The sequence below is a fragment of the uncultured Winogradskyella sp. genome (assembly GCF_963975125.1).
Classification (GTDB): Bacteria; Bacteroidota; Bacteroidia; order Flavobacteriales; family Flavobacteriaceae; genus Winogradskyella.
This window is the reverse complement of the sequence record NZ_CAXBGB010000004.1, coordinates 21,920-44,952: the sequence shown is the minus strand read 5'-3', so window position 1 is coordinate 44,952 and position 23,033 is coordinate 21,920. Positions and strand designations below refer to the sequence as shown.

Annotated in this window: 19 protein-coding genes and 1 pseudogene; 9 read left to right on the top strand and 11 right to left on the bottom strand. The window is 32.6% G+C overall.

All coding sequences use genetic code 11. From position 1 onward, the window contains the following. Nucleotides 1-9: 9 nt before the first annotated feature. Nucleotides 10-2,448, bottom strand: a complete 2,439-nt coding sequence (locus tag AAC053_RS01345) for a YfhO family protein (RefSeq protein ID WP_339751842.1) — start codon at nucleotides 2,446-2,448, stop codon at nucleotides 10-12. A 31-nt stretch (nucleotides 2,449-2,479) separates the two neighbouring features. Continuing rightward, nucleotides 2,480-2,773 carry a DUF4834 family protein gene (locus tag AAC053_RS01340; protein WP_339751901.1) on the bottom strand — a complete coding sequence of 98 codons (294 nt, stop codon included), beginning with the start codon at nucleotides 2,771-2,773 and terminating at the stop codon, nucleotides 2,480-2,482. A 103-nt stretch (nucleotides 2,774-2,876) separates the two neighbouring features. Here AAC053_RS01340 and AAC053_RS01335 point away from each other — a divergent pair, with 103 nt between their 5' ends. Continuing rightward, a complete protein-coding gene (locus tag AAC053_RS01335; protein WP_339751839.1) occupies nucleotides 2,877-3,845 on the top strand; it encodes a transporter in 969 nt (322 codons plus the stop codon). A 20-nt stretch (nucleotides 3,846-3,865) separates the two neighbouring features. Continuing rightward, entirely contained in the window at nucleotides 3,866-4,987 is a 1,122-nt protein-coding gene (locus tag AAC053_RS01330) for a GTP cyclohydrolase (RefSeq protein WP_339751836.1), read from the top strand. Between the two features lie 47 nt (nucleotides 4,988-5,034). Here the strand turns inward: AAC053_RS01330 and AAC053_RS01325 are convergent, their stop codons facing one another. The 3 genes from AAC053_RS01325 to AAC053_RS01315 all read right to left on the bottom strand — a co-directional run bounded on the left by AAC053_RS01325 (nucleotide 5,035) and on the right by AAC053_RS01315 (nucleotide 9,680). Beyond that, nucleotides 5,035-6,294: an aminotransferase class I/II-fold pyridoxal phosphate-dependent enzyme gene (locus tag AAC053_RS01325; RefSeq protein ID WP_339751833.1), complete on the bottom strand. Its 1,260-nt coding sequence runs from the start codon at nucleotides 6,292-6,294 to the stop codon at nucleotides 5,035-5,037. A 213-nt stretch (nucleotides 6,295-6,507) separates the two neighbouring features. Next, nucleotides 6,508-7,545: a cysteine synthase family protein gene (locus AAC053_RS01320; protein WP_339751831.1), complete on the bottom strand. Its 1,038-nt coding sequence runs from the start codon at nucleotides 7,543-7,545 to the stop codon at nucleotides 6,508-6,510. Between the two features lie 74 nt (nucleotides 7,546-7,619). Then, on the bottom strand, nucleotides 7,620-9,680 hold the full coding sequence (locus AAC053_RS01315; protein WP_339751828.1) for a S9 family peptidase: 2,061 nt from the start codon (nucleotides 9,678-9,680) through the stop codon (nucleotides 7,620-7,622). A 75-nt stretch (nucleotides 9,681-9,755) separates the two neighbouring features. On the opposite strand from AAC053_RS01315, the gene AAC053_RS01310 reads away from it, so the two are divergent. Both AAC053_RS01310 and AAC053_RS01305 read left to right on the top strand, forming a co-directional pair. After that, nucleotides 9,756-10,070: a YbaB/EbfC family nucleoid-associated protein gene (locus AAC053_RS01310; protein WP_339751825.1), complete on the top strand. Its 315-nt coding sequence runs from the start codon at nucleotides 9,756-9,758 to the stop codon at nucleotides 10,068-10,070. Nucleotides 10,071-10,343: 273 nt separating this feature from the next. After that, entirely contained in the window at nucleotides 10,344-11,582 is a 1,239-nt protein-coding gene (locus AAC053_RS01305) for a hypothetical protein (RefSeq protein WP_339751822.1), read from the top strand. 190 nt (nucleotides 11,583-11,772) lie between these two features. Here the strand turns inward: AAC053_RS01305 and AAC053_RS01300 are convergent, their stop codons facing one another. The 4 genes from AAC053_RS01300 to AAC053_RS01285 all read right to left on the bottom strand — a co-directional run bounded on the left by AAC053_RS01300 (nucleotide 11,773) and on the right by AAC053_RS01285 (nucleotide 17,317). After that, a complete protein-coding gene (locus AAC053_RS01300; protein ID WP_339751819.1) occupies nucleotides 11,773-12,780 on the bottom strand; it encodes a glycosyltransferase in 1,008 nt (335 codons plus the stop codon). Nucleotides 12,781-12,798: 18 nt separating this feature from the next. Beyond that, on the bottom strand, nucleotides 12,799-13,815 hold the full coding sequence (locus AAC053_RS01295) for a glycosyltransferase (RefSeq protein WP_339751815.1): 1,017 nt from the start codon (nucleotides 13,813-13,815) through the stop codon (nucleotides 12,799-12,801). A gap of 76 nt (nucleotides 13,816-13,891) precedes the next feature. Beyond that, entirely contained in the window at nucleotides 13,892-14,911 is a 1,020-nt protein-coding gene (locus tag AAC053_RS01290; RefSeq protein ID WP_339751812.1) for a GntG family PLP-dependent aldolase, read from the bottom strand. A 3-nt stretch (nucleotides 14,912-14,914) separates the two neighbouring features. Further along, entirely contained in the window at nucleotides 14,915-17,317 is a 2,403-nt protein-coding gene (locus AAC053_RS01285) for a zinc-dependent metalloprotease (RefSeq protein ID WP_339751809.1), read from the bottom strand. Between the two features lie 103 nt (nucleotides 17,318-17,420). Between AAC053_RS01285 and prfB the strand changes: the two genes are divergently transcribed. The 5 genes and pseudogenes from prfB to AAC053_RS01260 form a co-directional block, all read left to right on the top strand. Further along, nucleotides 17,421-18,531, top strand: a protein-coding gene (prfB, locus tag AAC053_RS01280) for a peptide chain release factor 2 (RefSeq protein ID WP_339751807.1) whose coding sequence is annotated in 2 segments (ribosomal slippage) — nucleotides 17,421-17,483 and nucleotides 17,485-18,531 — 1,110 coding nt in all. Because the reading frame shifts where the segments join, the coding sequence is not laid out codon by codon here. Beyond that, on the top strand, nucleotides 18,532-19,149 hold the full coding sequence (locus tag AAC053_RS01275; protein WP_339751805.1) for an HAD family phosphatase: 618 nt from the start codon (nucleotides 18,532-18,534) through the stop codon (nucleotides 19,147-19,149). Nucleotide 19,150: 1 nt separating this feature from the next. Next, the gene (gene arsC / locus AAC053_RS01270; RefSeq protein ID WP_339751802.1) at nucleotides 19,151-19,492 is read left to right on the top strand and encodes an arsenate reductase (glutaredoxin); all 342 of its coding nucleotides are present in this window, start codon (nucleotides 19,151-19,153) and stop codon (nucleotides 19,490-19,492) included. 11 nt (nucleotides 19,493-19,503) lie between these two features. Then, nucleotides 19,504-19,968: a hypothetical protein gene (locus AAC053_RS01265; RefSeq protein WP_339751801.1), complete on the top strand. Its 465-nt coding sequence runs from the start codon at nucleotides 19,504-19,506 to the stop codon at nucleotides 19,966-19,968. A gap of 204 nt (nucleotides 19,969-20,172) precedes the next feature. Further along, a pseudogene (locus AAC053_RS01260) lies at nucleotides 20,173-20,484 on the top strand (outer membrane beta-barrel protein); the annotation flags it as partial. A gap of 2 nt (nucleotides 20,485-20,486) precedes the next feature. Here the strand turns inward: AAC053_RS01260 and AAC053_RS01255 are convergent. After that, the gene (locus AAC053_RS01255; protein WP_339751799.1) at nucleotides 20,487-21,854 is read right to left on the bottom strand and encodes a serine hydrolase; all 1,368 of its coding nucleotides are present in this window, start codon (nucleotides 21,852-21,854) and stop codon (nucleotides 20,487-20,489) included. A gap of 140 nt (nucleotides 21,855-21,994) precedes the next feature. Then, nucleotides 21,995-23,002 carry an NAD(P)-dependent alcohol dehydrogenase gene (locus AAC053_RS01250; protein WP_339751796.1) on the bottom strand — a complete coding sequence of 336 codons (1,008 nt, stop codon included), beginning with the start codon at nucleotides 23,000-23,002 and terminating at the stop codon, nucleotides 21,995-21,997. Nucleotides 23,003-23,033 lie beyond the last annotated feature (31 nt).

The following is a 23,033-nucleotide window of genomic DNA, read 5'->3' as shown; positions in this document are numbered from 1 at the left end:
TTAGAACGCTTAAGCATTCGATTTTTGTTGTTTTATTTCGTAGAATATACCTAATAAAAGCAATATTCCAAATATAATAGAACTCGCTAAAGCTATTTTACTACCTGTTTCTACAACTTCAGGTTCAAACTTAAATTCTATAGTGTGATTTCCTTTTGGTGTTTCTAAAGCTCTTAAAACATAATTGACGCGTATATGTGGTACAAGGTTTCCGTTTAAATAAGCATTCCATCCATCTTTATAATAAACCTCTGAAAACACGGCAAGACCTTCATTTAAATTATTAGATTCATACTTTAAATAATTTGGTTTATGTGCTTTTAATTGAATTGATGCTGTTGAATCGACAGTATAAAAAATCACTTCTGGTTTGTCACTAAAGTCGGATTGTGTAGTAACTGCTTTAGTCTTTGTATCTAAACTATCTAAAGCCTTTATTTCTATATTAGCGTCAGTCAACTGTTTTAATTCGGAAACAAACCAAGCATTACCATTAGTTTCAGTATTAGTATATGGAAATATAGAACCTTGCTCTTCTGCTATGATATATTTTGTGTTTAGCATATTAAGAACATTCATATTATTCTTATATACATGAAATTCCATTAGGTCATTATAACGTCCCAATTTTGCAGCATGATATCCAAACAATGAATTATGAAAATAAGCCGCACGACCTGGTTTACTTTGTCCTTCAGATGACATGTCTAACACTCTAAAATGACCTTTGTCTTTTAAAATTTCTTTATCTGCAGCATTCGCTTGGTAAGGTTTATCAACCTTAAGTGCTGTCACAAAATTATCGCTATTAACATATTGTCTATCAACACTAATCAAATCAAAAAGTAGTAATATAGCAAAGACAACAACGACTAGTTTTTCTGATAGTTTCTTCTTTAAGAATAAATAGACAGTTCCTGCTGAAAGTAATACTAGAATTAATGTTCTTAACGTATCAGTGGTCATTAAACTCTTTCTATCTTCAATTATAGCATCAATAAAAGGTTGACCATAAGCTTCAATGTAGCCATCGTCTCTAAAGCTTTCAAAATCAAACAAAGTAGATTTAAATAATAAAAATACCAATGCTAAACCTGCTGTGATAATAACAGAATATTTTAAAGCCTTAAACTTTTCTTCATCTTTTTGAAAATCATTAAATAAACGCACTAAAGCGAAAATACCCAACACAGGTATGCATAATTCTAATAACACCTGAATAGAACTTACGGCTCTAAACTTGTTGTATAATGGCACATAATCAATAAAAAAATCTGTTAAAAAGCCTAAGTTTTTACCATAAGACAGTAAAAGCGATAGAATTGTTCCTCCTAAAAGCCACCATTTCAATCGTCCTTTAACCAAGAATAATCCTAGAACAAAAAGGAATATAATAACTGCTCCTACATAAGCTGGAGCTTCTACAATAGTTTGGTCTCCCCAATACATTGGTGCATTTCTAGACGCTTGTAAGGCTTCAATTGGCGAAGCACCAAGATTTATATAAGCTTTATAGGTTTCAGAATCTTTACCAACATCTTCTCGGTTACCACCTCCCATAAATTTTGGGATATATAGGTTAAAGGTTTCTAATATTCCGTAGCTGTATTCAGTAATATATTCTCTACTTAAACCAGAAGTCTGTTCTTTTGTAGAACCATTAGCATTTATAGTCAATTCACTCTTGCCACGCGTACTTTCTTTGACATACTCTTGAGTAGCCATAATATTGGTAGCATTTAAACCAACTGCAATAATAGCAGCAATAGAAAGTAATCCAATGGATTTAAAAAAGTGTGGTAATTGTTTTTTACGATAAGCATCAACTAAATATGCGATTCCTAGAACTATAACTAATAATAGTAAATAGTAAGTCATTTGGAAATGATTAGCAACAATTTCCAATCCTAAAGCTACAATGGTGAGCAAAAATCCAAGTATATATTTCTTTCTGAAGGTTAAAATGATTCCAGATAAAACTAACGGCATATATGCTATAGCATGTGCTTTTGAGTTATGACCAACACCAAGAATTATAATCAGATAGGTGGAAAACCCAAAGGCTAATGAACCTAATGCGGCGAGTTTATAATCTACTTTTAAAGATAACAGCAAAATATAAAAACCAATAAAATACAGAAACAAATAGTCTGCAGGTCTTGGTAAAAAACGTAAAGTTAAATCGAGTTTTTTAATGTAATTATGCGGATATTTTGCTCCGAGTTGATAGGTTGGCATGCCTCCGAAAGCACTATTGGTCCAATAAGTTTCCTCACCTGTCGTTTTAGCAAATTTCTTTTGCTGTTGTGCCATACCAATGTAATGCATAATATCACTTTGGTTGATCTTTTTGCCTTGCAAAACAGGACTGAAATAGGCTAAGGAAAGTACCACAAACCCTATTAAAACTAATATATGAGGTAGTAAACGCTTAAAAGAAAATGACATGTAAGTTGGCTTAAATCAATAAAGTTGAAAATTAATCAATTTCTTCGTAATCGACGTACTCACCAACTTTTGTATTAGATTGTTTATTTTGGTTGGGCATTTTGTCAATGACGGTTTCCCCTTCTTTCTTTGCTTGTTGCTGTCTTTGATCAGCTTGGTTTTTAAACCCACCAAATTGTTGACCAAATTTCTGTTCAGCTTTTTTAGCTACAAAACGTAAAAGTAATGGTGCAAAAAGGCGTGCTAATATCTTGAAACCAAAGTAAACAAGTAATATAATTAATACAGTTCTTAATAATCCCATGACCGAAGCTTCTTGTATCATAAATAAAATAATAATCAAAAATACAATTATACTCATTTATAATCCGTTATTAATCCTTAAAAAAAGTATAAAATATCTATATTTGAATTTAAACAAAAATCTAATGCGAGCACTCAAATCAATTTTCGTTTTACTTATTTCATTATCATTTAGTTCGGTCTACGCACAATATACAGAGGTAATTAACTCTAATCGTCCTGGTGTTTCTAAAAGTGCTTTTTCTGTTGGTACAGGCATTGTTCAATTTGAGGCAGGTGCATTTACAGTTAAAGAAGAACATGTCCCTTTAAATTACGAAGTTTCAGGGTTTGGCTTAGACTTCGCTTTGAGATATGGTGTTTTATTTGAGCAATTAGAATTGTCTCTTGATGGTAAATATCAAAATGACAAAATTACTTTTAATAATGCCGCGATTTCTGTAGAAGATAAAAGGTCTAATTTTAAAAATTTTACACTAGGAGCTAAATATTTGGTTTACGATCCTTATAAAAATGCTGAGGAAGCAAAACCAAATCTATACAGCTATCATGCCAATAAGAAGTTTCAATGGAAATCATTGATACCAGCAGTAGCTGTTTACGTTGGCGCAAATTTCGATACTAAAAACAACCCTTATACAGCGCCAGATGTAGAAGGTTTTAGTCCTAAAATAATGGTTGCCACGCAAAACAATTTTAATGGTGGTTGGGTTTTAGTTATGAATTTAATTAAAGATAGAATTGGTTCTGAGTTTTCTGAATTTCAATATATTTTCACTTTAACACATTCTTTTACACCTCAATGGGTGGTTTTTGGTGAAACTCAAGGTATTAGCAGTGATTTTTATGCAGATAATATTTTTAGATTTGGTGGAGCTTATTTATGGACACCCGATTTTCAGCTAGATGCTAATATTGGCTTCAATACAAAAGATACTCCTTCTGTGTTAAATATTGCATTTGGAGCTTCTTATCGTTTAGATTTTCATAAAGACAAAAAAATTGATAACGGAAATTCTGCAAAAGAAGAAGGTAAACGGAAATCTAGACGAAAAAAGAACAAAAAGAAAAAAAGTGATGATTTTGATTCTTAATTTACATCTACCCTAACAACATGATTACAATTAAAGAAATCACAACTAAAAAAGATTTAAAAACATTTGTTAAATTTCCTTTTAAACTTTACAAGGGCTCAGCATCGTGGGTACCACCAATTGTAACAGAAGAAGTAAGGACTTTAGACAAAGAGGTTAATCCTGTTTTTAAGGATGCAGAAGCGCGTTATTTCTTAGCATATAAAAGCAATGAAATTGTTGGTCGTGTCGCAGCAATTATCAATTGGCTAGAAGTTAATGGGCAAAATGAAAAGAAAATGCGCTTTGGCTGGTTCGATGTTATTGATGATATTGATGTTACTAAACTTCTCTTAGAAAAAGTACACGAAATAGGTCGTGAGAACAAATTAGAATATATTGAAGGTCCTGTAGGGTTTTCTAACTTAGATAAAGTTGGTATTTTAACTGAAGGTTTTGATGAATTAGGAAGTATGATTACATGGCATAACCACCCTTATTATGCCGAGCATTTTAAGAGTTTAGGCTATGATGTTGGCACAACCTACTCTGAAAACGTAATGGAGTTTAAAAACATACTCCAAAAGTTTTTTACACGTGTTCAGACTATGGTAAAAAAACGCTACCAACTTAGCGCTCTTAATTTTACGAACAATAATGATATAATGGAGTACGCAGATGAGATGTTTGATGTATTCTCAAAATCACATTCTGTCTTATCGTCTTTTGTTGAAATTAACCAAGAACAACGTGAATACTTCAAGAAAAAATTTATTGGTTTTTTAAATCCTGAATATGTAAAATTCGTTTTAGACAAAGATGACAAATTAGTTGGCTTCGGTATTGTAACACCATCTTACGCTAAAGCCTTACGAAAAATGAATGGAAAGTTATTCCCTTTTGGTTTTATGCATCTACTAAAAGCAAAGAAGAAAGCAAAAACGGTAACTTTTTACCTTATTGGTGTATTACCAGAATATCAAAACAAAGGTGTTACAGCAATAATTTTTGAAGAATTTTGGCAAACATTTAATGCAAAAGGAATTGAGCTTTGTGTTAGAGGTCCAGAATTAGATGATAATGAGGCTATTCATAAGCTTTGGAAAAACTTTAAACCCGTTACTCATAAAAGACGTTGTACGTTTAAAAAAGCTATTGCATAAAAAAGAGCCACCGGAAAAGTAGCTTTTTTTCTATGACATCTGGAAAATCATTCTCCCATAGCAGCAATCAAGGCTGCAGACATTCTTTTATAAGTTCCGTTTTCTAGCCTATCTCTAATTGCATCAAATGCATCTAGAGTTTCTCTTACATCTTCTAAAGTATGTGTTGCTGTAGGAATCATTCTTAGTAGAATTAACCCTTTAGGTATCACAGGATAAACGACTATAGAACAGAATATTCCGTAATTTTCACGCAGATCTCTTACTAAGGCCATTGCCTCAGGAATACTGCCTTTTAAATACACTGGTGTTACACAACTCTGTGTTGTTCCAATATCAAATCCGCGTGCTTTTAAACCCGATTGTAGCGCATCAACTATAACCCAAAGGTTTTTCTTAAGCTCTGGCATAGTACGCAACATATCCAAACGTTTTAATGCACCAACTACCAATTGCATTTGCAAAGATTTTGCAAACATTTGAGAACGTAAATTGTATTTTAAATAATCTATAATTTCTTGGTCTGCTGCAATAAACGCTCCAGTACTTGCCATAGATTTAGCAAATGTTGCAAAATACACATCGATATCATCCTGTACACCTTGTTCTTCACCTGCACCAGCTCCTGTAGCTCCTAAAGTACCAAAACCATGAGCGTCATCTACAAATAATCTGAAATTGAATTTTTTCTTAAGTGCTACGATTTCTTTTAATCGACCTTGTTCACCTCGCATACCAAAAACACCTTCAGAAATCACTAAGATTCCACCTCCAGTTTGTTCTGCCATCTTTGTAGCGCGCTCAAGATTCTTTTCTAAGCTCTCAACATCATTATGTTTATAAGTAAAACGTTTACCCATATGTAAGCGCACACCATCAATAATACAGGCATGTGCATCAACATCATAAACTATAATATCGTATTTAGACACTAAAGCATCTATCGCAGATACCATACCTTGATAACCAAAGTTTAAAAGATAAGCCGCTTCTTTACTTACGAAAGCAGCAAGCTCGTTCTGTAATTGCTCATGTAAATCTGTATGACCAGACATCATACGTGCTCCCATAGGATATGCCGAACCATAAGCTGCAGCAGCTTCTGCATCTACTTTTCTTACTTCTGGGTGATTTGCTAGGCCTAAATAATCATTAATACTCCAAGTGATAACATCTTTACCTTGAAACTTCATTCTATTAGAAATCTGACCTTCGAGTTTAGGGAACACAAAATAACCTTCTGCCTGAGCAGCCCATTTGCCTAGAGGTCCTTTATCTCTATAAATCTTTTCAAATAAATCCTTCATGCGCTAAGTTTGCTATTAATCGCTATCTATATACTTTTTAAGTATATAAACATACCATTAACTTTTAGTTAATTTAATCTTGTTAGTGTCTGCAAAATTAATTAATTATATTATGAATGCATAATTTATTTAATCTAACTATTCACTAAGTTTTAAACATAAAAAATCCTATCATAGTTGCCAATGATAGGATTTATATTTTAAAAAAAGTATTTATTTTATATACTCAATTGTAGCTGGTGTGGCCGTTTTGCTATCAAAAAATCCTTGATCACTCATCCATTTATCACTATAAACTTTACTCATGTAGCGCGATCCATGATCCGGAAACACCACAACAATCTTGTCTGTAGGTTTAAATTCCCCTTCAGCATTAAGTTGCTTTATTGCTTGCATTGCTGCACCACTAGTATAGCCTACAAATAGACCTTCCGAATTTGATATTTCTCTTGCTGTATGCGCACTTTCTTCATCTGTTACTTTTACAAACTTGTCTATTAAGTCAAAATCTGTAGCCGAAGGAATTAAATTTTTACCTAAGCCTTCAATTCTATATGGATAAATCTCTTTATCATCAAATTCGCGCGTTTCATGGTACTTTTTTAATACAGACCCATAAGCATCAACACCAACAACCTTTACATTAGGGTTTTGTTCTTTCAAATACTTAGAAATACCTGAAATTGTTCCACCTGTTCCACTACAAGCAACTAAATGGGTGATTTGCCCTTCGGTTTGATCCCAAATCTCTGGACCTGTAGTGTTATAATGTGCATCAATATTTAATTGATTAAAATACTGATTAATATAAATTGAGCCTTTAACTTCTTCGTGTAAACGCTTTGCTACCTGATAATACGAACGTGGATCATCTGCATTAACGTGAGCAGGACAAACATATACTTTCGCTCCCATAGATTTTAGCATGTCTATTTTATCACTAGAAGATTTAGAGCTTACAGCTAAAATGCATTCATAACCCTTAATGATACTAACCATAGCGATACTAAAGCCTGTATTACCAGAAGTAGTCTCTATAATTGTATCACCCGGAGATAAAACACCTTGGCGTTCTGCTTCTTCAATAATGTGTAATGCGATTCTATCCTTAGAAGAATGACCCGGATTAAATGCTTCAACTTTAGCATAAAAATCACCGTCGAAATCGGCTGTCATTCTATTCAACTTGATAAGTGGTGTACTTCCTATAAGTTGAAGTACATTATCAAATACATTTTTGTTGTTGTCCATAAATGCTATTTATCGGTAATCAATTTAATATGTTTGACACCTAAAACCTCGCAAAAGTAACATTTTTTTTTAAACTATGAAGAAATACCTTCTAAGTCGAACAAAAAGGCAAACTCTTCTGCATCCTCTTTTAAACTCTCAAAACGACCAGATGCTCCACCATGACCAGCATCCATATTAGTTTTTAAATAGAGCTGCTTATCATTTGTCTTTACATCTCTCAGTTTTGCTACCCATTTAGCAGGTTCCCAATATTGCACTTGTGAATCATTAAAACCTGCAGTTACTAACATATTTGGGTAATTTTTGGCCTCTACATTATCATAGGGAGAATAGGACTTCATATACTCATAAAACAATTTGTCGTTAGGATTTCCCCATTCATCATATTCGCCTGTTGTTAATGGAATAGAATTATCTAACATGGTCGTAATAACATCTACAAAAGGAACAGCAGCAATTACTCCATTGTATAGATCTGGTGCTTTATTAATTATAGCTCCCATTAGTAAGCCACCAGCACTACCTCCCATTGCATAGATATGTTCTGAGGAGGTATAATGCTGTTTAATTAAATACTGAGAACAGGCTATAAAATCTGTAAATGTGTTCTTTTTGGCTAAAAGCTTTCCATCCTCATACCATTGACGACCAAGATATTCACCTCCTCGAATATGAGTTATTACATAAATAAACCCTCTATCGAGTAAGCTAAGTCTAATAGTAGAAAAATACGGATCTACTGTAGAGCCATAACTACCATAAGCATATTGTAACAAAGGATTACTTCCATCTTTTTTCATGTCTTTTCTGTAAATAATAGACATTGGTATTTTAGTGCCATCATCTGCTGTTGCCCAAATACGCTCAGATGTGTAATCATCTTTATTAAATTTTCCACCTAAAACCTCTTGTTCTTTTAAGATGGTTTTAGTTTTTGTGCGCATATTAAAATCTATAGCAGAAGAAGGTGTCGTTAAGGCGTTGTAGCCATACCTTAATATTTCTGTATCAAAATCTACATTAGTGCCAGTATAACAAGTATAGGTTTCATTATCAAAGGGTAAATAATAGTCCTCACTTCCATCCCAGCGCTTTATTCTTATCTGACTGAGACCATTGCTTCGTTCACTAATTACAAGATACGCTTTAAAAATATCTATATTTTCTAGTAAGACATTTTTTCTATGAGGAATAACTTCAGACCATTGTTCTACTTTTGTATCCTCTTCAGGTGTCTTCATCAGTTTAAAGTTGATGGCTTTATCTTTATTAGTGAGAATGTAAAAGTGATTGTTATAGTGTGAAATACTATACTCTAAACCTCTAATTCGTTCTTGAAACACTTCAAACTTACCCTCAGGATTATCTGCTTTTAGGATGTGGTATTCATTTGTTAACGTGCTATAACATGCAATGATGATGTATTTTTTAGATTTTGATTTATAAACGGCAACACCGAAAGTATCATCTGCCTCTTCAAAAATAAGTTCATCCTTAGTGTACCCTAAGCGATGTTTGTAAATTTGATGTGCTCTAAGAGTTACCTCATCTTTTTTAGCATAGAAAATAGTTTTATTATCATTTGCCCAGCTTGAAGAACCTGTTGTACTTTCAATTTTATCTGAAGCAACTTTATGTGTTTTTAAATTCTTTATATGGATTGTATAGTTGCGTCTTCCTGTTATATCAATCCCGTAAGACACTAAAGTGTTATCTGGGCTAATACTTAGACCTGCTAACTTAAAATAGCTTTCACCTTCTGCCATTTTATTACAATCGAAAAGTAGTTCTTCAGGATTTTCTAAAGTGTCTTTTTTTCGAGTGTAAATAGGATAATCCATTCCTTTTATAAATTTGGTAATATACCAATACCCATTATATTTATAGGGAACAGAAGTGTCATCCTCTTTAATTCTTGCTTTCATTTCTTCAAACAAATCCTTCTGAAAGTTTTTTGTATGCCCCATTTTAGTATCACAATACTCATTCTCAGCATTGAGATAATCAATGACTTCTGGATGTTCTCTCTCTTTCATCCAAAAATAATTATCAATGCGTATGTCACCATGTTTTTCTAATTCATAAGGAATTTTATTTGCAACTGGTGGAATTAAATCTGAATATTTTGTCATTTGTTTTATAAAATTTAATCTAAAAAGTGGCGCAATTTAGTAATTTTGTATGGTATTAATTTAAAAGATAAGAATATGTTTGGAGACATGATGGGTAAATTGAAAGAAGCTCAAAAGAAAGTTAAAGAAACAAAAGAGCGTTTGCATACTGTATTAATTGATGAAGTAAGCACTGATAATAAGGTTAAAGTAACAATTACCGCAAATAGAACTATTAAGTCTATTACTTTAGATGATGAGTTACTGCAAGATAAGGATATGTTAGAGGATTACCTTATCTTAACATTGAACAAAGCTATAGAAAAAGCAACCAATATCAATGAAGCTGAAATTGCCGCTGTTGCCAAAGAAGGTATGCCTAACATTCCTGGTATGGATATGTTTAATTGATAAGTCTTAATTGAACATCTCTATAGCTTTATTAACCACAAAGTAAATTAATGTATTTTAAGGCATAAGTTTTTTCATAGTTCCCTGATACTTAAATTAATAATTAAGCAATATCACGTTATAACATATCAGAGAAATACTAATAAAAACGATTAAATGTAATGTAGGTTTCCTTAAACCAATAGATTGGCATTTAATCTAAAAAAAAAATCAAAAAGAATTGTTAAAATATATATTTGTCTCATTATTAATGCTATTAATCTAATTTTAATTATGAAACAATTAACAAAATTATGCCTATTTGCGATGCTAGCAATTTTTGCATCGTGTCAAAACGAATCTGAAGAGGAGGATTCACAAACATTACAACAAAGAGAGATTTTACTTGAAGATGAAATTATTGTATCTGATGGTGAAGAAGACAAAGAGCTAATCTTTACAGCTGGTAGTGAGGACCTTAACAACTCTATAACTATTGGAATGGCTAACACTTACTCTACAGGTGCTGCTGCAGTAACACAAGTTTACAACACTATTGATGCTGATAGAGATCCTTTTGGAAACAGACAACCAAATGCAAATTTTTGGTGGTCAGAAAATGCTGCTGGAGATGACTATTTTGACGCAAGCACATATTTCGGTGCTGCTGAAGGTGAGAACATAGTGTTTACAGAATATGCAAACGGTACAGCTAACATTACTGGCACTACTATTTCTGGTACTTGTGTAGTAACTTTAAACGTTTGGTTAAAAAACAAAAAGAATTGGGATGAGTGGTCTTCCATTGGTGGTGAGCACAAAAAAGAGGGAACAGCAGGAAATGCTTCTAACTCTGATGACATGAACTTTTATGTAATTGACCATACTAGAAGTGTAATAGTTGCTGCTGGTGGTGATTGTGTACAAACTGGTACTTTTGGTTTAACTCAAAGACCTGATCCAAATGACCCAAATACACCTAATTATGGAGTACATGTAGGTCCTGGTGGAGCTAATTACGATTCTAATATAGGTGCTGACGGCCTTAGTGGTTGGGGATGGTTAATCGATCCTGTAACTTGTGATCCATTATGGCTAATTGACTTTAATTTTAGAATTGAAGTTGCACCAGAAGAATGTGACGACTGTATAGGGAAAGTTACTGATTTAACATTAAACTGGGATTGGCACAATGATTATAGGATAAGAGTATATCAACGTTATGAAAATACACATTCTGCTACTAAAATTTTTGATCAAGTAGTTGGTGCAGGTGAAAACTTTACTTTTAATGGCTCTAATGCAAATGGTACAATTGGCAAATGGGCTTACATTTATGTAGGCAACTGTTATTATACTAAAATTAAGACAAACTGTTACTTAAACATTGGTCCTGGATATACTAAAGGTGTGCTAGAAGTAGTTAGCGGACACAGTACGCAAGGTGGTGAGTTATGTGAATACGTACACCCAGACACCCATTGTCATAGACACTGGTCTTGTAGAAACTACAACTCTTGTAGATATAGGTAATATAGTAATACTACTATAACATAAAGATTAAAAGAGGCTGCAATAATTAAATTGTAGCCTCTTTTTAGTTTAAATACTATTGATTTTATTTAGGATAAAATCGCTATTTAATAATATAGTAATTAAATGGAATTTGTACAATAAACCTTCGCTTAAGCACACAACATTATTACCTTATATATTTTAAAACTTACTTTAAAATAGGATTAAATAGTCTAAATAGTAAATTGAATATTTGCTTAGAATTAAATAACTTAGTCAATACAGAATAAGATATCCCTTTATAATCATCTCCTGGAAATATATTAAATGGATAAGCATTAGTAATAGAAAGGTCTTCTATTACCTTTTTAGCTTTACTAAAACTAATGGCAGATTTCAACATTCTTACCATCAAAAAAAAGACAAAAGATTGTTGCCTCGTTCTCAATCGTTTTATACACTCAGAATTAACATTCTTTTTTTGTAAGTCTTCTATTAACGACTCAAACACCATCGCGGCATTTCTATTATCATCAATAACCCTTAAATAATGTGAAGGCTCTTTATTGGTCATAGCTGAACCTTCTACTATTAAATGTCTATGTGCATCTAAAGGAATATGCGCCATTGCATGCGCTTTTAAAAGTAGCTTTGCCGTTAAAATAGCATCTTCCATCCATCGATCTTCAATGAATTTAATTTTGGTTTCTTCTATGAATTCTCTTTTGATGACATACCACCAAACTTCATTTTTATAATTATGATTGGCAATATAATCTTCACCATTTAATATCGTTGATAATTCTAGTCCAGCTTTATCTGGTGCAGAATGATATAAACTTGAATCTGTAGTCGATTGTGATATAAAGGTTAGTATATCTAATTCGTTCTTTTCAGCCTGCTCAATTATAGTTTTTAAAACATCCTTTGCTAAATAATCATCCGGATCTATAAAATAAACATATGTACCTTTAGAAAGCGATAAGCCTTTATTTCTAGCACTACCTACTCCTCCATTCTCTTTAGTGTATACTTTAATATGCGTATGCTTATCTCTATATGAATTAGCGATTAAAAGACTATTATCTGTAGAACCATCATTGATAATTAAAATCTCATAATTGGTAAAGTTAATATCTTGTACTAAAAGGCTATCTAAGCAAATAGAAAGAAATTGCGCTGCATTATAAACAGGTATAATTATACTTAATCTCATAGAAGAATTTAGATTTGTTTATTTTATTGGTTTTGAAAATAAATTCTTAATTAAAATCAAAGTGTATATTAGTTTTTCATTATTAATAATAGCCAACAATATACGATAACGCAGACTAGTATATTTATAGTTGTTAAAATTCTTAATTGGATAGGCACCTGTCAATTTAAAAGATTTTATTTTATTCTTAACATAGACAAGGCGAAATTTATTCCTTAGCATATTTAGAATATTAAAAAAAGTGAATACATCTCTTCTATACCTCATGTTTTTTAATAAGACATCAGAATTAGAATCCTTATTAAGGTTATTAATCAATTGGCTAGAATTGTTTATCATCATTTGTATATATTCAATTCTCTTGCATGTAATATCAAAATTCTTACTACGCATTAAAGAATCTTGAGTCTGTACATAGCGATGAAGAGGAATCGGGAGATAACCGACTTTTTCAGCATTGCCTAAAGCCTCTAAAGTAAACATCACATCTGCATTGTACTCATTTTTATTAAAAGACATATGATGCTCTATCATAAAGTCTCTTTTAATAAAGTACCACCAAATTTCGTGTCTAAAATGTACATACTCTTCAATAAATTCTTTACCAGTACTATGTTTAGTTTCTTTTGGCTCAATAGAATTAGGTAAGTCTAACTTGTCTAAATTTAAAGTTTCAATGGTGTCAAAACCAATAATATCGAGTTGTTTACTTACTGCTAGATCTAACAATGTTCCTAGGCAATTTCTAACTATATAATCATCTGCATCTAGGTTATATATATAATCCCCTTTTGCTAACTTTAAAAGTTTATTTCTGGTTGTATAAGCACCTGAATTAAGCTCTTTATGAATACTAATATTTTTATGTTGTTTAGCATATCTATTCACTATATCAGCAGAATTATCCTTTGAACCATCATCTATAATGATAATCTCATAATCCTCTAAAGAAATATCTTGATTAATTAGACTTTCTATACAATTACCAATATAGTTTTTGGCGTTGTACATAGGAATTAATATGCTAAGCTTCATTATATTTTATTAAAGGTTGAGCGAAAATATAGGTACTAAATAAACTCGTTAATATGACATAGATTGACTGTTAAAATCACAATGTTTTTAATGTTCTTAAAAGTTTTTTGTGCATCTCATCTGTATAATCTAAATGGGTCACCATTCTAAGTTTATTACTTCCCATACCAATGATATGAATATTCTTTTTATTTAAGTTATTCAAAAATTCTGCTTCGTCAACACCATCATTCAATTCAAAGATTACAATATTAGTTTCAATAGGTTCTACTTTTTTTATAGCAAACAACTGAGTTAACACCTCTCCTATTTCTTTTGCTTTTTTATGATCTTCAGAAAGACGTTCAAAATGATAATCCAAAGCATATAAACCTGCAGCAGCAGCAAAACCTACTTGGCGCATTCCACCACCTAAAATTTTACGAACTCGTAATGCGCCTTTCATTAAATCGCTATTACCAATTAGCACAGAACCCATTGGACAACCTAAACCTTTACTTAGGCATACAGAAATAGTGTCAAACAACTCGCCATATTGCTTAGGGTTTTCCTTTTTATTAACCAAAGCATTCCATAGTCGTGCACCATCTAAATGATAACCTAAATTATATTTATTCGCCAGAAGTCTTATACTTTGCAGTTCCTTAAAATCCCAACACGCTCCTCCTCCTTTGTTTGTTGTATTTTCTACCTCAATTAAAGATGTTAAAGGACTATGGTAAAAATCTGGTGGATTTATTGCTGCTTCAGCTTGTTCTGCTGTAAACATTCCTCTATGTCCATCTATCAATTTACATGAAATTCCACTATTAAAAGATGCTCCTCCACCTTCGTAATTATATATATGGGCATATTGATCGCAAATTACTTGTTCTCCTGGATTTGTATGCAGTTTTAAAGCCGCTTGATTCGCCATACTTCCTGTTGGAAAAAACAAAGCTTCATCCATACCAAACATATCTGCCAATCGCTTTTCTAAAGCATTAACTGACGGATCTTCTTTATATACATCGTCACCAACTTCTGCTGTTAGCATTGCATCTAACATGCCTTTTGTTGGTTTTGTAACTGTATCACTTCTTAAATCTATTATCATATTTTAATTAGAATTGTAATTACACATATCACTACCAATTGGTGAACCATCAGGGATTTTCGGTGAGTTTTTTAGTTTGAATTTTTCTGGATGCTCGTAAAATTCTTTTATTATTAGACTGTATTGATACTTGACAGCATCAAATCCAAAATTTTCCTTAGCTATATCAGTTATGGCTTTATTAGCAAGTGCTTTAACTTTAAAATAAGATTGGTCATTAACAGATAAATTCATTACATATTTTAACACGTTAACATTAATCTGCTCTTGAATTTCTGATAAATACGCATCCTCAATTGTATTTTTAAAGGAATTCTTTAAAAGCGCATCTAAAACATCTTCCAAACTCAATTGATTTTCATCCAAACTCTTTTGTAACACAAGACGATTAGCACGTTGAGGATGCAATAAATACTTCAATGTCATATCACTTGCTGTATTTGCTGCACTCAACGGATCAAAGGCTACTCCTGTTTTTCCTTTAAACGATTCTCTGGTGCGATTATATCCAAAAGCTCTTGGTGGAAACAAGCCTAACTTATCTTTAGGAATTGCTAAGGTTTCAGCATTTAATGTTCTAAGAATAGCCTCTAAAGTTTGTTTTTGCATATTTACATCGGCTGGTTTAGAGGTTATCTGTCCATCACCTTTAACAGCATAGTTATAATCTAATCCTCCAATCACTTTTGTTGCCGCTTCAACTTGGAATCGATGATAGAAATACAAAGGGACAAATACATCTTCTAAAACAGAATAAGGTTCATAACTCTTTACGTTATCTTTTGAAAAGTTAGATATAGCTTGTTCTCGTAATTCTAATACAGCATTTAACTCTTCTGCTGGTGTTTTTCCATTATCCCATAAATGCGCTAGAGCATGTGCACCACCTACTGCTCTGGCATCAGAGTCTGTAATAAAACGCAAACCATCATCTTGGGCTTTTTTTAAAATAGTTTTTAAAGCGGCTTTCTCATTTACTCCTTCATCAAACTCAGAATAACTATATGCAACTGTTACCTTATCCCAAACACCTATTCCTGTAGCATAAGCATTACTGAAATCAATAGCTCCATTAGTAACTGAAATTTGAGGATGCGGATAATCCATTACCGAAGCTCTATCATTTGTACTTGCTGCAAAGTTATGAGTAAATCCGATCGTATGCCCAACTTCATGAGCACTTAACTGTCTAATTCTTGCCAAAGCCATTTCTAACATAGGTTGGTAATTATCATCGTGTTCTGCAAAAGGCTTATTCATTAACGCTTGTGCAATCATAAAATCTTGTCTAATTCGTAAACTACCTAAACTCACATGCCCTTTAATAATCTCACCAGTTCTCGGATCTACTACATTTGATCCATAACTCCAACCACGCGTAGAGCGATGTACCCATTGAATGACATTATATCTACAGTCCATAGGATCTGCCTCTATTGGTAGCATTTTTACCTGAAATGCATCTTTAAAACCGATAGCCTCGTAAGCTTCATTCCACCAACTTGCTCCTTCTAATAATGCAGAGCGCACAGGTTCTGGCGTGCCAGGATCTAAATAATAAATAATAGGTTCTTTTGCTTCACTAATTTTAGCACTTGGATTCTTCTTTTCTAGACGATGTCTAATAACAAATCGTTTTTTAATATCTTCTTGTATTGGTGTCGCATAATCTAAATAAGACATAGAAATGGCTCCACTTCTAGTATCAAAAACTCTAGGTTTATAATTATTATCGGGAAGCTTAATAAACGAATGATGCTGCACAACAGTTACCAATGTGGCTGTTGGAGTTACACTTCTCAGGTTTCGTCCTGTAGGTTGTCCTTTAAAAGTTAGCATAGCTTCAAACTCAACATTTTCAGGAAAAGCTTTAGTGCGCTCCAGTGCTAATGCACTTTTAGAGGTATCAATTTTATAAGTTCCTTCTTTGCTTCCTTTTAAACGATCAGTTACACCATGAGTATCTTCCATTAAAAAAGGAGTAAAGTCTATGATATAAACACCCTCTTTCTTAGACAAAATTTTAAAACCAAATAATACAGATTTTGCAAATGCCTGCTCAATACTTTTACGTTCTAAATCATTATCTGTATTTGCACGATACTTTAAATTAGGCTGAATGAGTAATAATTTATTTCCAGCTTTTTTAAAATACACTAAGCGTTCATTGCCAAGTTGACCGCGATCTAAACCAATATCATTACTACCAATACCAGATGCTAAGGAATTAACGTAAAGAAATTTGTCATTAAGTTTTTCAACTTTAAGGTAGATTTTATCAGTACTCTCTTCATAATAAAAGTTAAAATATCCTTCATAAGTTTTAAGTTCTTTCTTATTTAAAATTTGTGCCTCTATTTGATAACTGACACATACGAAACAAAAAAGGAAAACTAATTTTTTCATACTTAAAATATTTAGTCATAAAACTACGGAATTTCTAAAAAACCAATTCAAAATTATGGCACTTTAATGATGCACCTTATATTTGCAGAAATTACTCTTATTTATGATAACCTCAGATCAAATAAAAGATCTTAATTTCCGTCTAGATATACTTAGACAATATCTTTGACTTAGATGCTAAGCTAATAGAAATCGCCAACGAAGAAGAACAAACTTTTGACCCAAACTTTTGGAATGACTCTAAAGCAGCCGAACTGGTAATGAAATCTATCCGTGAGAAAAAAAGTTGGGTAAACGAATACAATTCTGCCTCAGTCCTATTTGAAGATTTAGAAGTTATCTACGAATTCTATAAAGAAGATGAAGCACCAATGGAAAATGTGGAAGCGCGTTTTAAAAAAGCAATTAATGCCATTGAAAAGCTAGAATTTAAGAATATGCTTTCTGAAGAAGGTGATAGTTTAAGTGCTGTTTTGCAAATAACAGCTGGAGCAGGTGGAACAGAATCTTGTGATTGGGCAAACATGCTATTGCGTATGTATTTAATGTATGCTGAGAAAAGTGGCTATAAGGTTCGAGAACTTAACATGCAAGAAGGTGATGTGGCAGGTATAAAAACTGTGACTATAGAAATTGAAGGTGATTATGCCTTTGGTTGGTTAAAAGGCGAAAACGGAGTACATCGCCTGGTGCGTATTTCTCCTTTTGATAGTAATGCTAAACGACATACTAGTTTTGCTTCAGTTTACGTTTATCCTTTGGTAGATGATTCTATTGAAATAGACATCAATCCTGCTGATATCGAAATTACTACAGCACGTTCTAGTGGAGCTGGTGGACAGAATGTAAATAAGGTTGAAACTAAGGTACAATTGAGACATAAACCTTCTGGGATACAAATTCAATGTTCAGAAACCCGTTCTCAGCAAGACAATAGATCGAGAGCAATGCAAATGCTAAAATCGCAATTATATGAGATAGAATTACAAAAGCAAATGGCACAACGTGACGATATTGAGGCTGGCAAAATGAAGATTGAATGGGGAAGCCAAATTAGAAACTATGTGATGCATCCTTATAAGTTGGTAAAAGATGTACGTTCTGCACACGAAACAGGAAATGTAGATGCTGTAATGGATGGTGATATAGAACCTTTCTTAAAAGCCTATTTAATGATGATGGGACAGCAGGAAATTGATACAAATAAACTCTAGATGAAAACTATTGATACTATAATATTTGATTTAGGTGGCGTTTTAATAGACTGGAATCCAGAATATGTTTATCTAGAAGTCTTTAATGGCGATAGAGAGAAAATGCAATGGTTTTTTGATAATATTTGTACGAATGATTGGAACGAAAATCAAGATGCAGGTTATCCGTTACAAAAAGCAACTGAAGAGCGTGTTTCACTATTTCCTGAGCACGAAGAATTAATTCGTATGTTTTATGGACGTTGGGAAGAAATGCTTGGTGAGGCTATAAATGGTTCTGTTGTTATATTGAAGAGCCTAATTGAAAACCCAAATTATAAAGTCGTAGCACTAACAAATTGGAGTCATGAGACATTTCCTATCGCTCTAAAGCGTTTTGAATTTTTACATTGGTTTGAAGGCATAATTGTTTCTGGCGCAGAAAAGACCAGAAAACCATTTTCTGAAATCTATCAACTAACTTTAGATCGATTTAATATCAAAGCCGAAAATTCAATTTTTATAGACGATAACCTCCGTAATATTGAAGCTGCAAATGCATTAGGCATTAATGGCATACATTTTGAAACACCAAATATTTTGGTTGATAAACTAAAAACATTCTCAATTACAATTTAAAATGACTACTATTTATCATAACCCAAGATGCTCAAAATCGAGACAAGGTTTAGTTTTGCTTGAAGAATCTGGTATAGAATTTGAAATTATCAAATATCTCGATGGCAACATAACTATTAAAGAGTTAGAAACTATCATCTCAAAATTAGGTATTAAGCCATTAGATTTGGTTCGCCAGAACGAAGCTATCTGGAAATCTGACTATAAAGGCAAAACACTTTCAGACCAACAAATTATTGAAGCTATGGTTGCTAATCCTAAATTAATAGAACGTCCAATAGTCATCAACGGAAATAAAGCTGTAGTCGGACGACCACCTGAAACAATATTAAATATTATCTAAATTCAATACTTATGAAAAAAGCAGTATTAGTTCTTTTCGCATTATTTATAGGCTTAAATCTTTTTGGACAAAGACGTGGCAGAAACACTAATAATATTCCACAAACCAATAGAGAACCTTCAGAACAGCAAATAGCAAAGCAAAAGCGCCAAGTAGAAGAGCGTAAGCAAGCTTTTGTTGCTAATTTTCTAACAACACTCGAAGCAGACGACTTTCAGAAAGAAATAATTAAACAGACTATTATTACTTACTATGATGCAAAAATTGCAATTTTAAAAACAAGATATGAACGTCAATTTGATCTCGAAAAAGATATTAAAGGATTATATGATATGCATTTTAAAGACCTTGAAGAGCTTATTTCTGAAAGTGATATGGCTAAAATAAAAGAAATGATTAAGGGTAACTTTGACGAAAAAGAGATAGTGAAAGAAAAGAGAAAAAAGAAGAAGAAAAAGAGACGTAAAAAAGATTAGGCTAAAGTATGTCTCCCTTAACAAAAGATTAAACTATTACAGTACAAGTAAAATTAATTTAGCACACCTAAGCGTATTAATCAATCTACAACTCGTGTTGAAATTCAATATATTCACCACCTTATTTTCAATCTTCCTATGCACTTTTATGCATGCACAAAGGGAAGTTAAAGTAGAAAGTACTGTTGTTTAGAATGGCAAACCCGATTAAACTATAGAGGGCCAAGTGAGGATGCGCAAAATAAAAACAGAGGTATATTTTCGATGGATTTGGCTTTTAGTAAAGACTTGTTTAAAGATCGTGCTTCTATAGCTATTAATGTAAATGATTTACTGAATTCTAGAAAACGTATGACAGACATTAATACTCCAACCTTTAATGCCTATAGTGAATATCAGCGTAGAGAACGCGCTTTAAATTTGGCTTTTACCTACCGTTTTAACCAAAATAAAAAACGAGAACGCTCTGGTCTTGATAGTGGAAATGGTGGTGATAATTTTGATTTTGAAGGGTAATTTTATTCTGTTTTGGGTGCTGGCATATGCTGACCAGCTTGATGTAATGTAAGACTATTTACTTTACCTTCCTCATTTTTATTAAAAGTAACACTAGCCTTTACTGCTCGCAAAAAAAATTCGTTTTCAGCAGATGGAAAAATTTCAAACTTAGATTGCCCTGTTGCTTGCGCAAAAAGCTGGTTTTCTGTTCTTGTAATAGTAAGGGCAAACTCTGGTGCCAATTGATATACGCCAATATAATTTTCTAAAGTATCAATAGATACTTCTACAACATCTGGAAATTCAGTTTTCTTAGGCAATTCTAAATTTAAAGGTGCGTCGAGTAGTTTTAATCCTATGGCATCTACACTAGATACAGAATTTGTTAAAACCACCACTCCTTTATTTGTATTATTTAAAAACCCAGCAAACGCTCTATAACCACCTGTTCCTCCATTATGCCATATTATTGTATTGTTATTTGCAAAATGCCAAGCAAGGGCTATTTTAAAATTTTTACTTTCATCAGAAAATGCAACTTGTTGACTTAACTTCATAGCTCTATTTAAAGCTGTATTAGTTGTACTGATGTTCGCTTTAATGAATTTTACCATGTCACTAGCTGTAGATCGTATAGCTCCGGCTCCTGATAAAGTATGAATATCCCAATTGCTAACCACTTCTAATTGATCGTTATGTCCTAAAGCTAATTTCTCCTTCATTGCATCTGTAAAAACGATACCTGTACTAGTCATTCCTAGAGGTTTTGTAATTCTACTTATAACTAAGTCTTCATAGGTTTCACCTGTATGTAGTTCTAATAAATGTCCCAACAAACCCATACCTAAATTAGAATACTCGTACATAACTCCAATATCTCTAGTTAAATTGTAAGTTGATAAGAATTCATATAATTGTTTAACTGTATAATCTTCAAAGGGATTGCTATAATCTGCTGGACTAAAATTATCTGGCATTCTAGGTAAACCTGAGGTATGTGTGGCTAAATCTTTAAGTGTAATTACTTTCCCATTTCGTTGAGGAACAGTTAAGGTTTTAGGTAGGTAATTTGAAATTGGATCCGTAAGCTTCATATTTCCTTTCAATACTTCATCAGCTAATAAAATAGTCGTAAAGACTTTAGAAATAGAACCTATTTCATAAACCGTGTTTTCATTTACCTGCTTTCCATTTTCAATTTCCGTTTTACCGTAATTAAAATATGAAACCTCATCACCATCTATATAGGCTAGTGAAATGCTAGGATTAAACCCTTCATCAACTCTAGCTTTTACATGATCTTTTACATCTTTAGAGATATCTAAAGTTTGTGTAAAGGATAACTGAACAAAAAATAGGAGTATGAATAAGGTCGGATTTAATTTCATAATAATGTCTTTTCTAATAAGTCGCAATAAAAAACATAATGTTACTAATCACTATATATAAAGCCAAAATTTGGTTAAGAAATTAATTAAAAAAATACTTAATACTTTGCAGAGGATATTTTTTGAATATTTTGCTTATTCTAAGCTTTTAGCACCACCCTAAATCGAGCTTTACCATCTTCTAAATGCTTTATAGCTTCATTGATATTTTCCATTTTAAATTCTTCAACAGTTGGATAAATATCGTGGCGAACACAAAACTCAAGCATTTTTCTAGTCAAGGCGATACTACCCAATGGACTACCTCCTACTGATTTTTCTCCACCGATTAAGCTAAATGCAGGAATTTCCATTGGTTCTAACACAGCACCTACTGTATGCAGTTTTCCTTGTGGAGCTAACGTAGTTAAATATGCGTTCCAATCTAATTTTACGTTTGTGGTATTCAAAATAAAGTTTAGACTGCCAGCGATACGTTCTAAATCTTTAGAGTCCGTAGAGTCCACAACATTATGTGCTCCCATTTTTTTAAGTGCTTCTGTTTTAGATTTATTAGAGGTAAATGCTGTGACTTCACAACCCCAAGCTTTTAAAAACTTAAGTGCCAGATGCCCTAAGCCACCAATACCAATAACACCTACTTTATCTGTTGGCTGTACTCCAGATAATACAATAGGATTAAAAACGGTAATACCACCACAAAATAAAGGACCAGCTTTAGCCATATCTACGCCTTCTGGCAACAATGTTGTCCAAGACCAATGACCTCTAACAACATCTGCAAAGCCACCATGTCTTCCCACAATAGTGCCTTCTGCTGTACCGCATAAATGTTGCTTTCCATCCATACATTGATTGCATTGCATACACGATTGAGAATACCAACCCATGCCAACTTTATCACCTACTTTAAGCCCCTTAACTTCTGAGCCTAAAGCCATAACTTCACCAACAATTTCGTGTCCAGGAACTAATGGATATTGTGATAAACCCCATTCATTATTAATCATACTCAGATCACTATGACATAGACCACAATAATTAACCTTTATATCAACCTCTTCATTACCAATAGAAGTTAAGTGATAAGAATACTTTTCTAATTTTGAAGCTGCAGAATTTGCAGCATAAGCATTTACTTTTATCATAAAAAAATTTTGTTTAAGATAATTAAAACTC

Excerpts from the sequence above, each read along its gene's own strand:
- AAC053_RS01250 (WP_339751796.1), bottom strand. The coding sequence starts at position 23,002 with ATGATAAAAGTAAATGCTTATGCTGCAAATTCTGCAGCTTCAAAATTA.
- AAC053_RS01315 (WP_339751828.1), bottom strand. The coding sequence starts at position 9,680 with ATGACAAAATATTCAGATTTAATTCCACCAGTTGCAAATAAAATTCCT.
- AAC053_RS01290 (WP_339751812.1), bottom strand. The coding sequence starts at position 14,911 with ATGATAATAGATTTAAGAAGTGATACAGTTACAAAACCAACAAAAGGC.
- AAC053_RS01335 (WP_339751839.1), top strand. The coding sequence starts at position 2,877 with ATGCGAGCACTCAAATCAATTTTCGTTTTACTTATTTCATTATCATTT.
- AAC053_RS01265 (WP_339751801.1), top strand. The coding sequence starts at position 19,504 with ATGAAAAAAGCAGTATTAGTTCTTTTCGCATTATTTATAGGCTTAAAT.
- AAC053_RS01285 (WP_339751809.1), bottom strand. The coding sequence starts at position 17,317 with ATGAAAAAATTAGTTTTCCTTTTTTGTTTCGTATGTGTCAGTTATCAA.
- AAC053_RS01275 (WP_339751805.1), top strand. The coding sequence starts at position 18,532 with ATGAAAACTATTGATACTATAATATTTGATTTAGGTGGCGTTTTAATA.
- AAC053_RS01295 (WP_339751815.1), bottom strand. The coding sequence starts at position 13,815 with ATGAAGCTTAGCATATTAATTCCTATGTACAACGCCAAAAACTATATT.
- AAC053_RS01300 (WP_339751819.1), bottom strand. The coding sequence starts at position 12,780 with ATGAGATTAAGTATAATTATACCTGTTTATAATGCAGCGCAATTTCTT.
- AAC053_RS01310 (WP_339751825.1), top strand. The coding sequence starts at position 9,756 with ATGTTTGGAGACATGATGGGTAAATTGAAAGAAGCTCAAAAGAAAGTT.
- AAC053_RS01330 (WP_339751836.1), top strand. The coding sequence starts at position 3,866 with ATGATTACAATTAAAGAAATCACAACTAAAAAAGATTTAAAAACATTT.
- AAC053_RS01305 (WP_339751822.1), top strand. The coding sequence starts at position 10,344 with ATGAAACAATTAACAAAATTATGCCTATTTGCGATGCTAGCAATTTTT.
- AAC053_RS01320 (WP_339751831.1), bottom strand. The coding sequence starts at position 7,545 with ATGGACAACAACAAAAATGTATTTGATAATGTACTTCAACTTATAGGA.
- AAC053_RS01340 (WP_339751901.1), bottom strand. The coding sequence starts at position 2,773 with ATGATACAAGAAGCTTCGGTCATGGGATTATTAAGAACTGTATTAATT.
- AAC053_RS01325 (WP_339751833.1), bottom strand. The coding sequence starts at position 6,294 with ATGAAGGATTTATTTGAAAAGATTTATAGAGATAAAGGACCTCTAGGC.
- AAC053_RS01345 (WP_339751842.1), bottom strand. The coding sequence starts at position 2,448 with ATGTCATTTTCTTTTAAGCGTTTACTACCTCATATATTAGTTTTAATA.
- arsC (WP_339751802.1), top strand. The coding sequence starts at position 19,151 with ATGACTACTATTTATCATAACCCAAGATGCTCAAAATCGAGACAAGGT.
- AAC053_RS01255 (WP_339751799.1), bottom strand. The coding sequence starts at position 21,854 with ATGAAATTAAATCCGACCTTATTCATACTCCTATTTTTTGTTCAGTTA.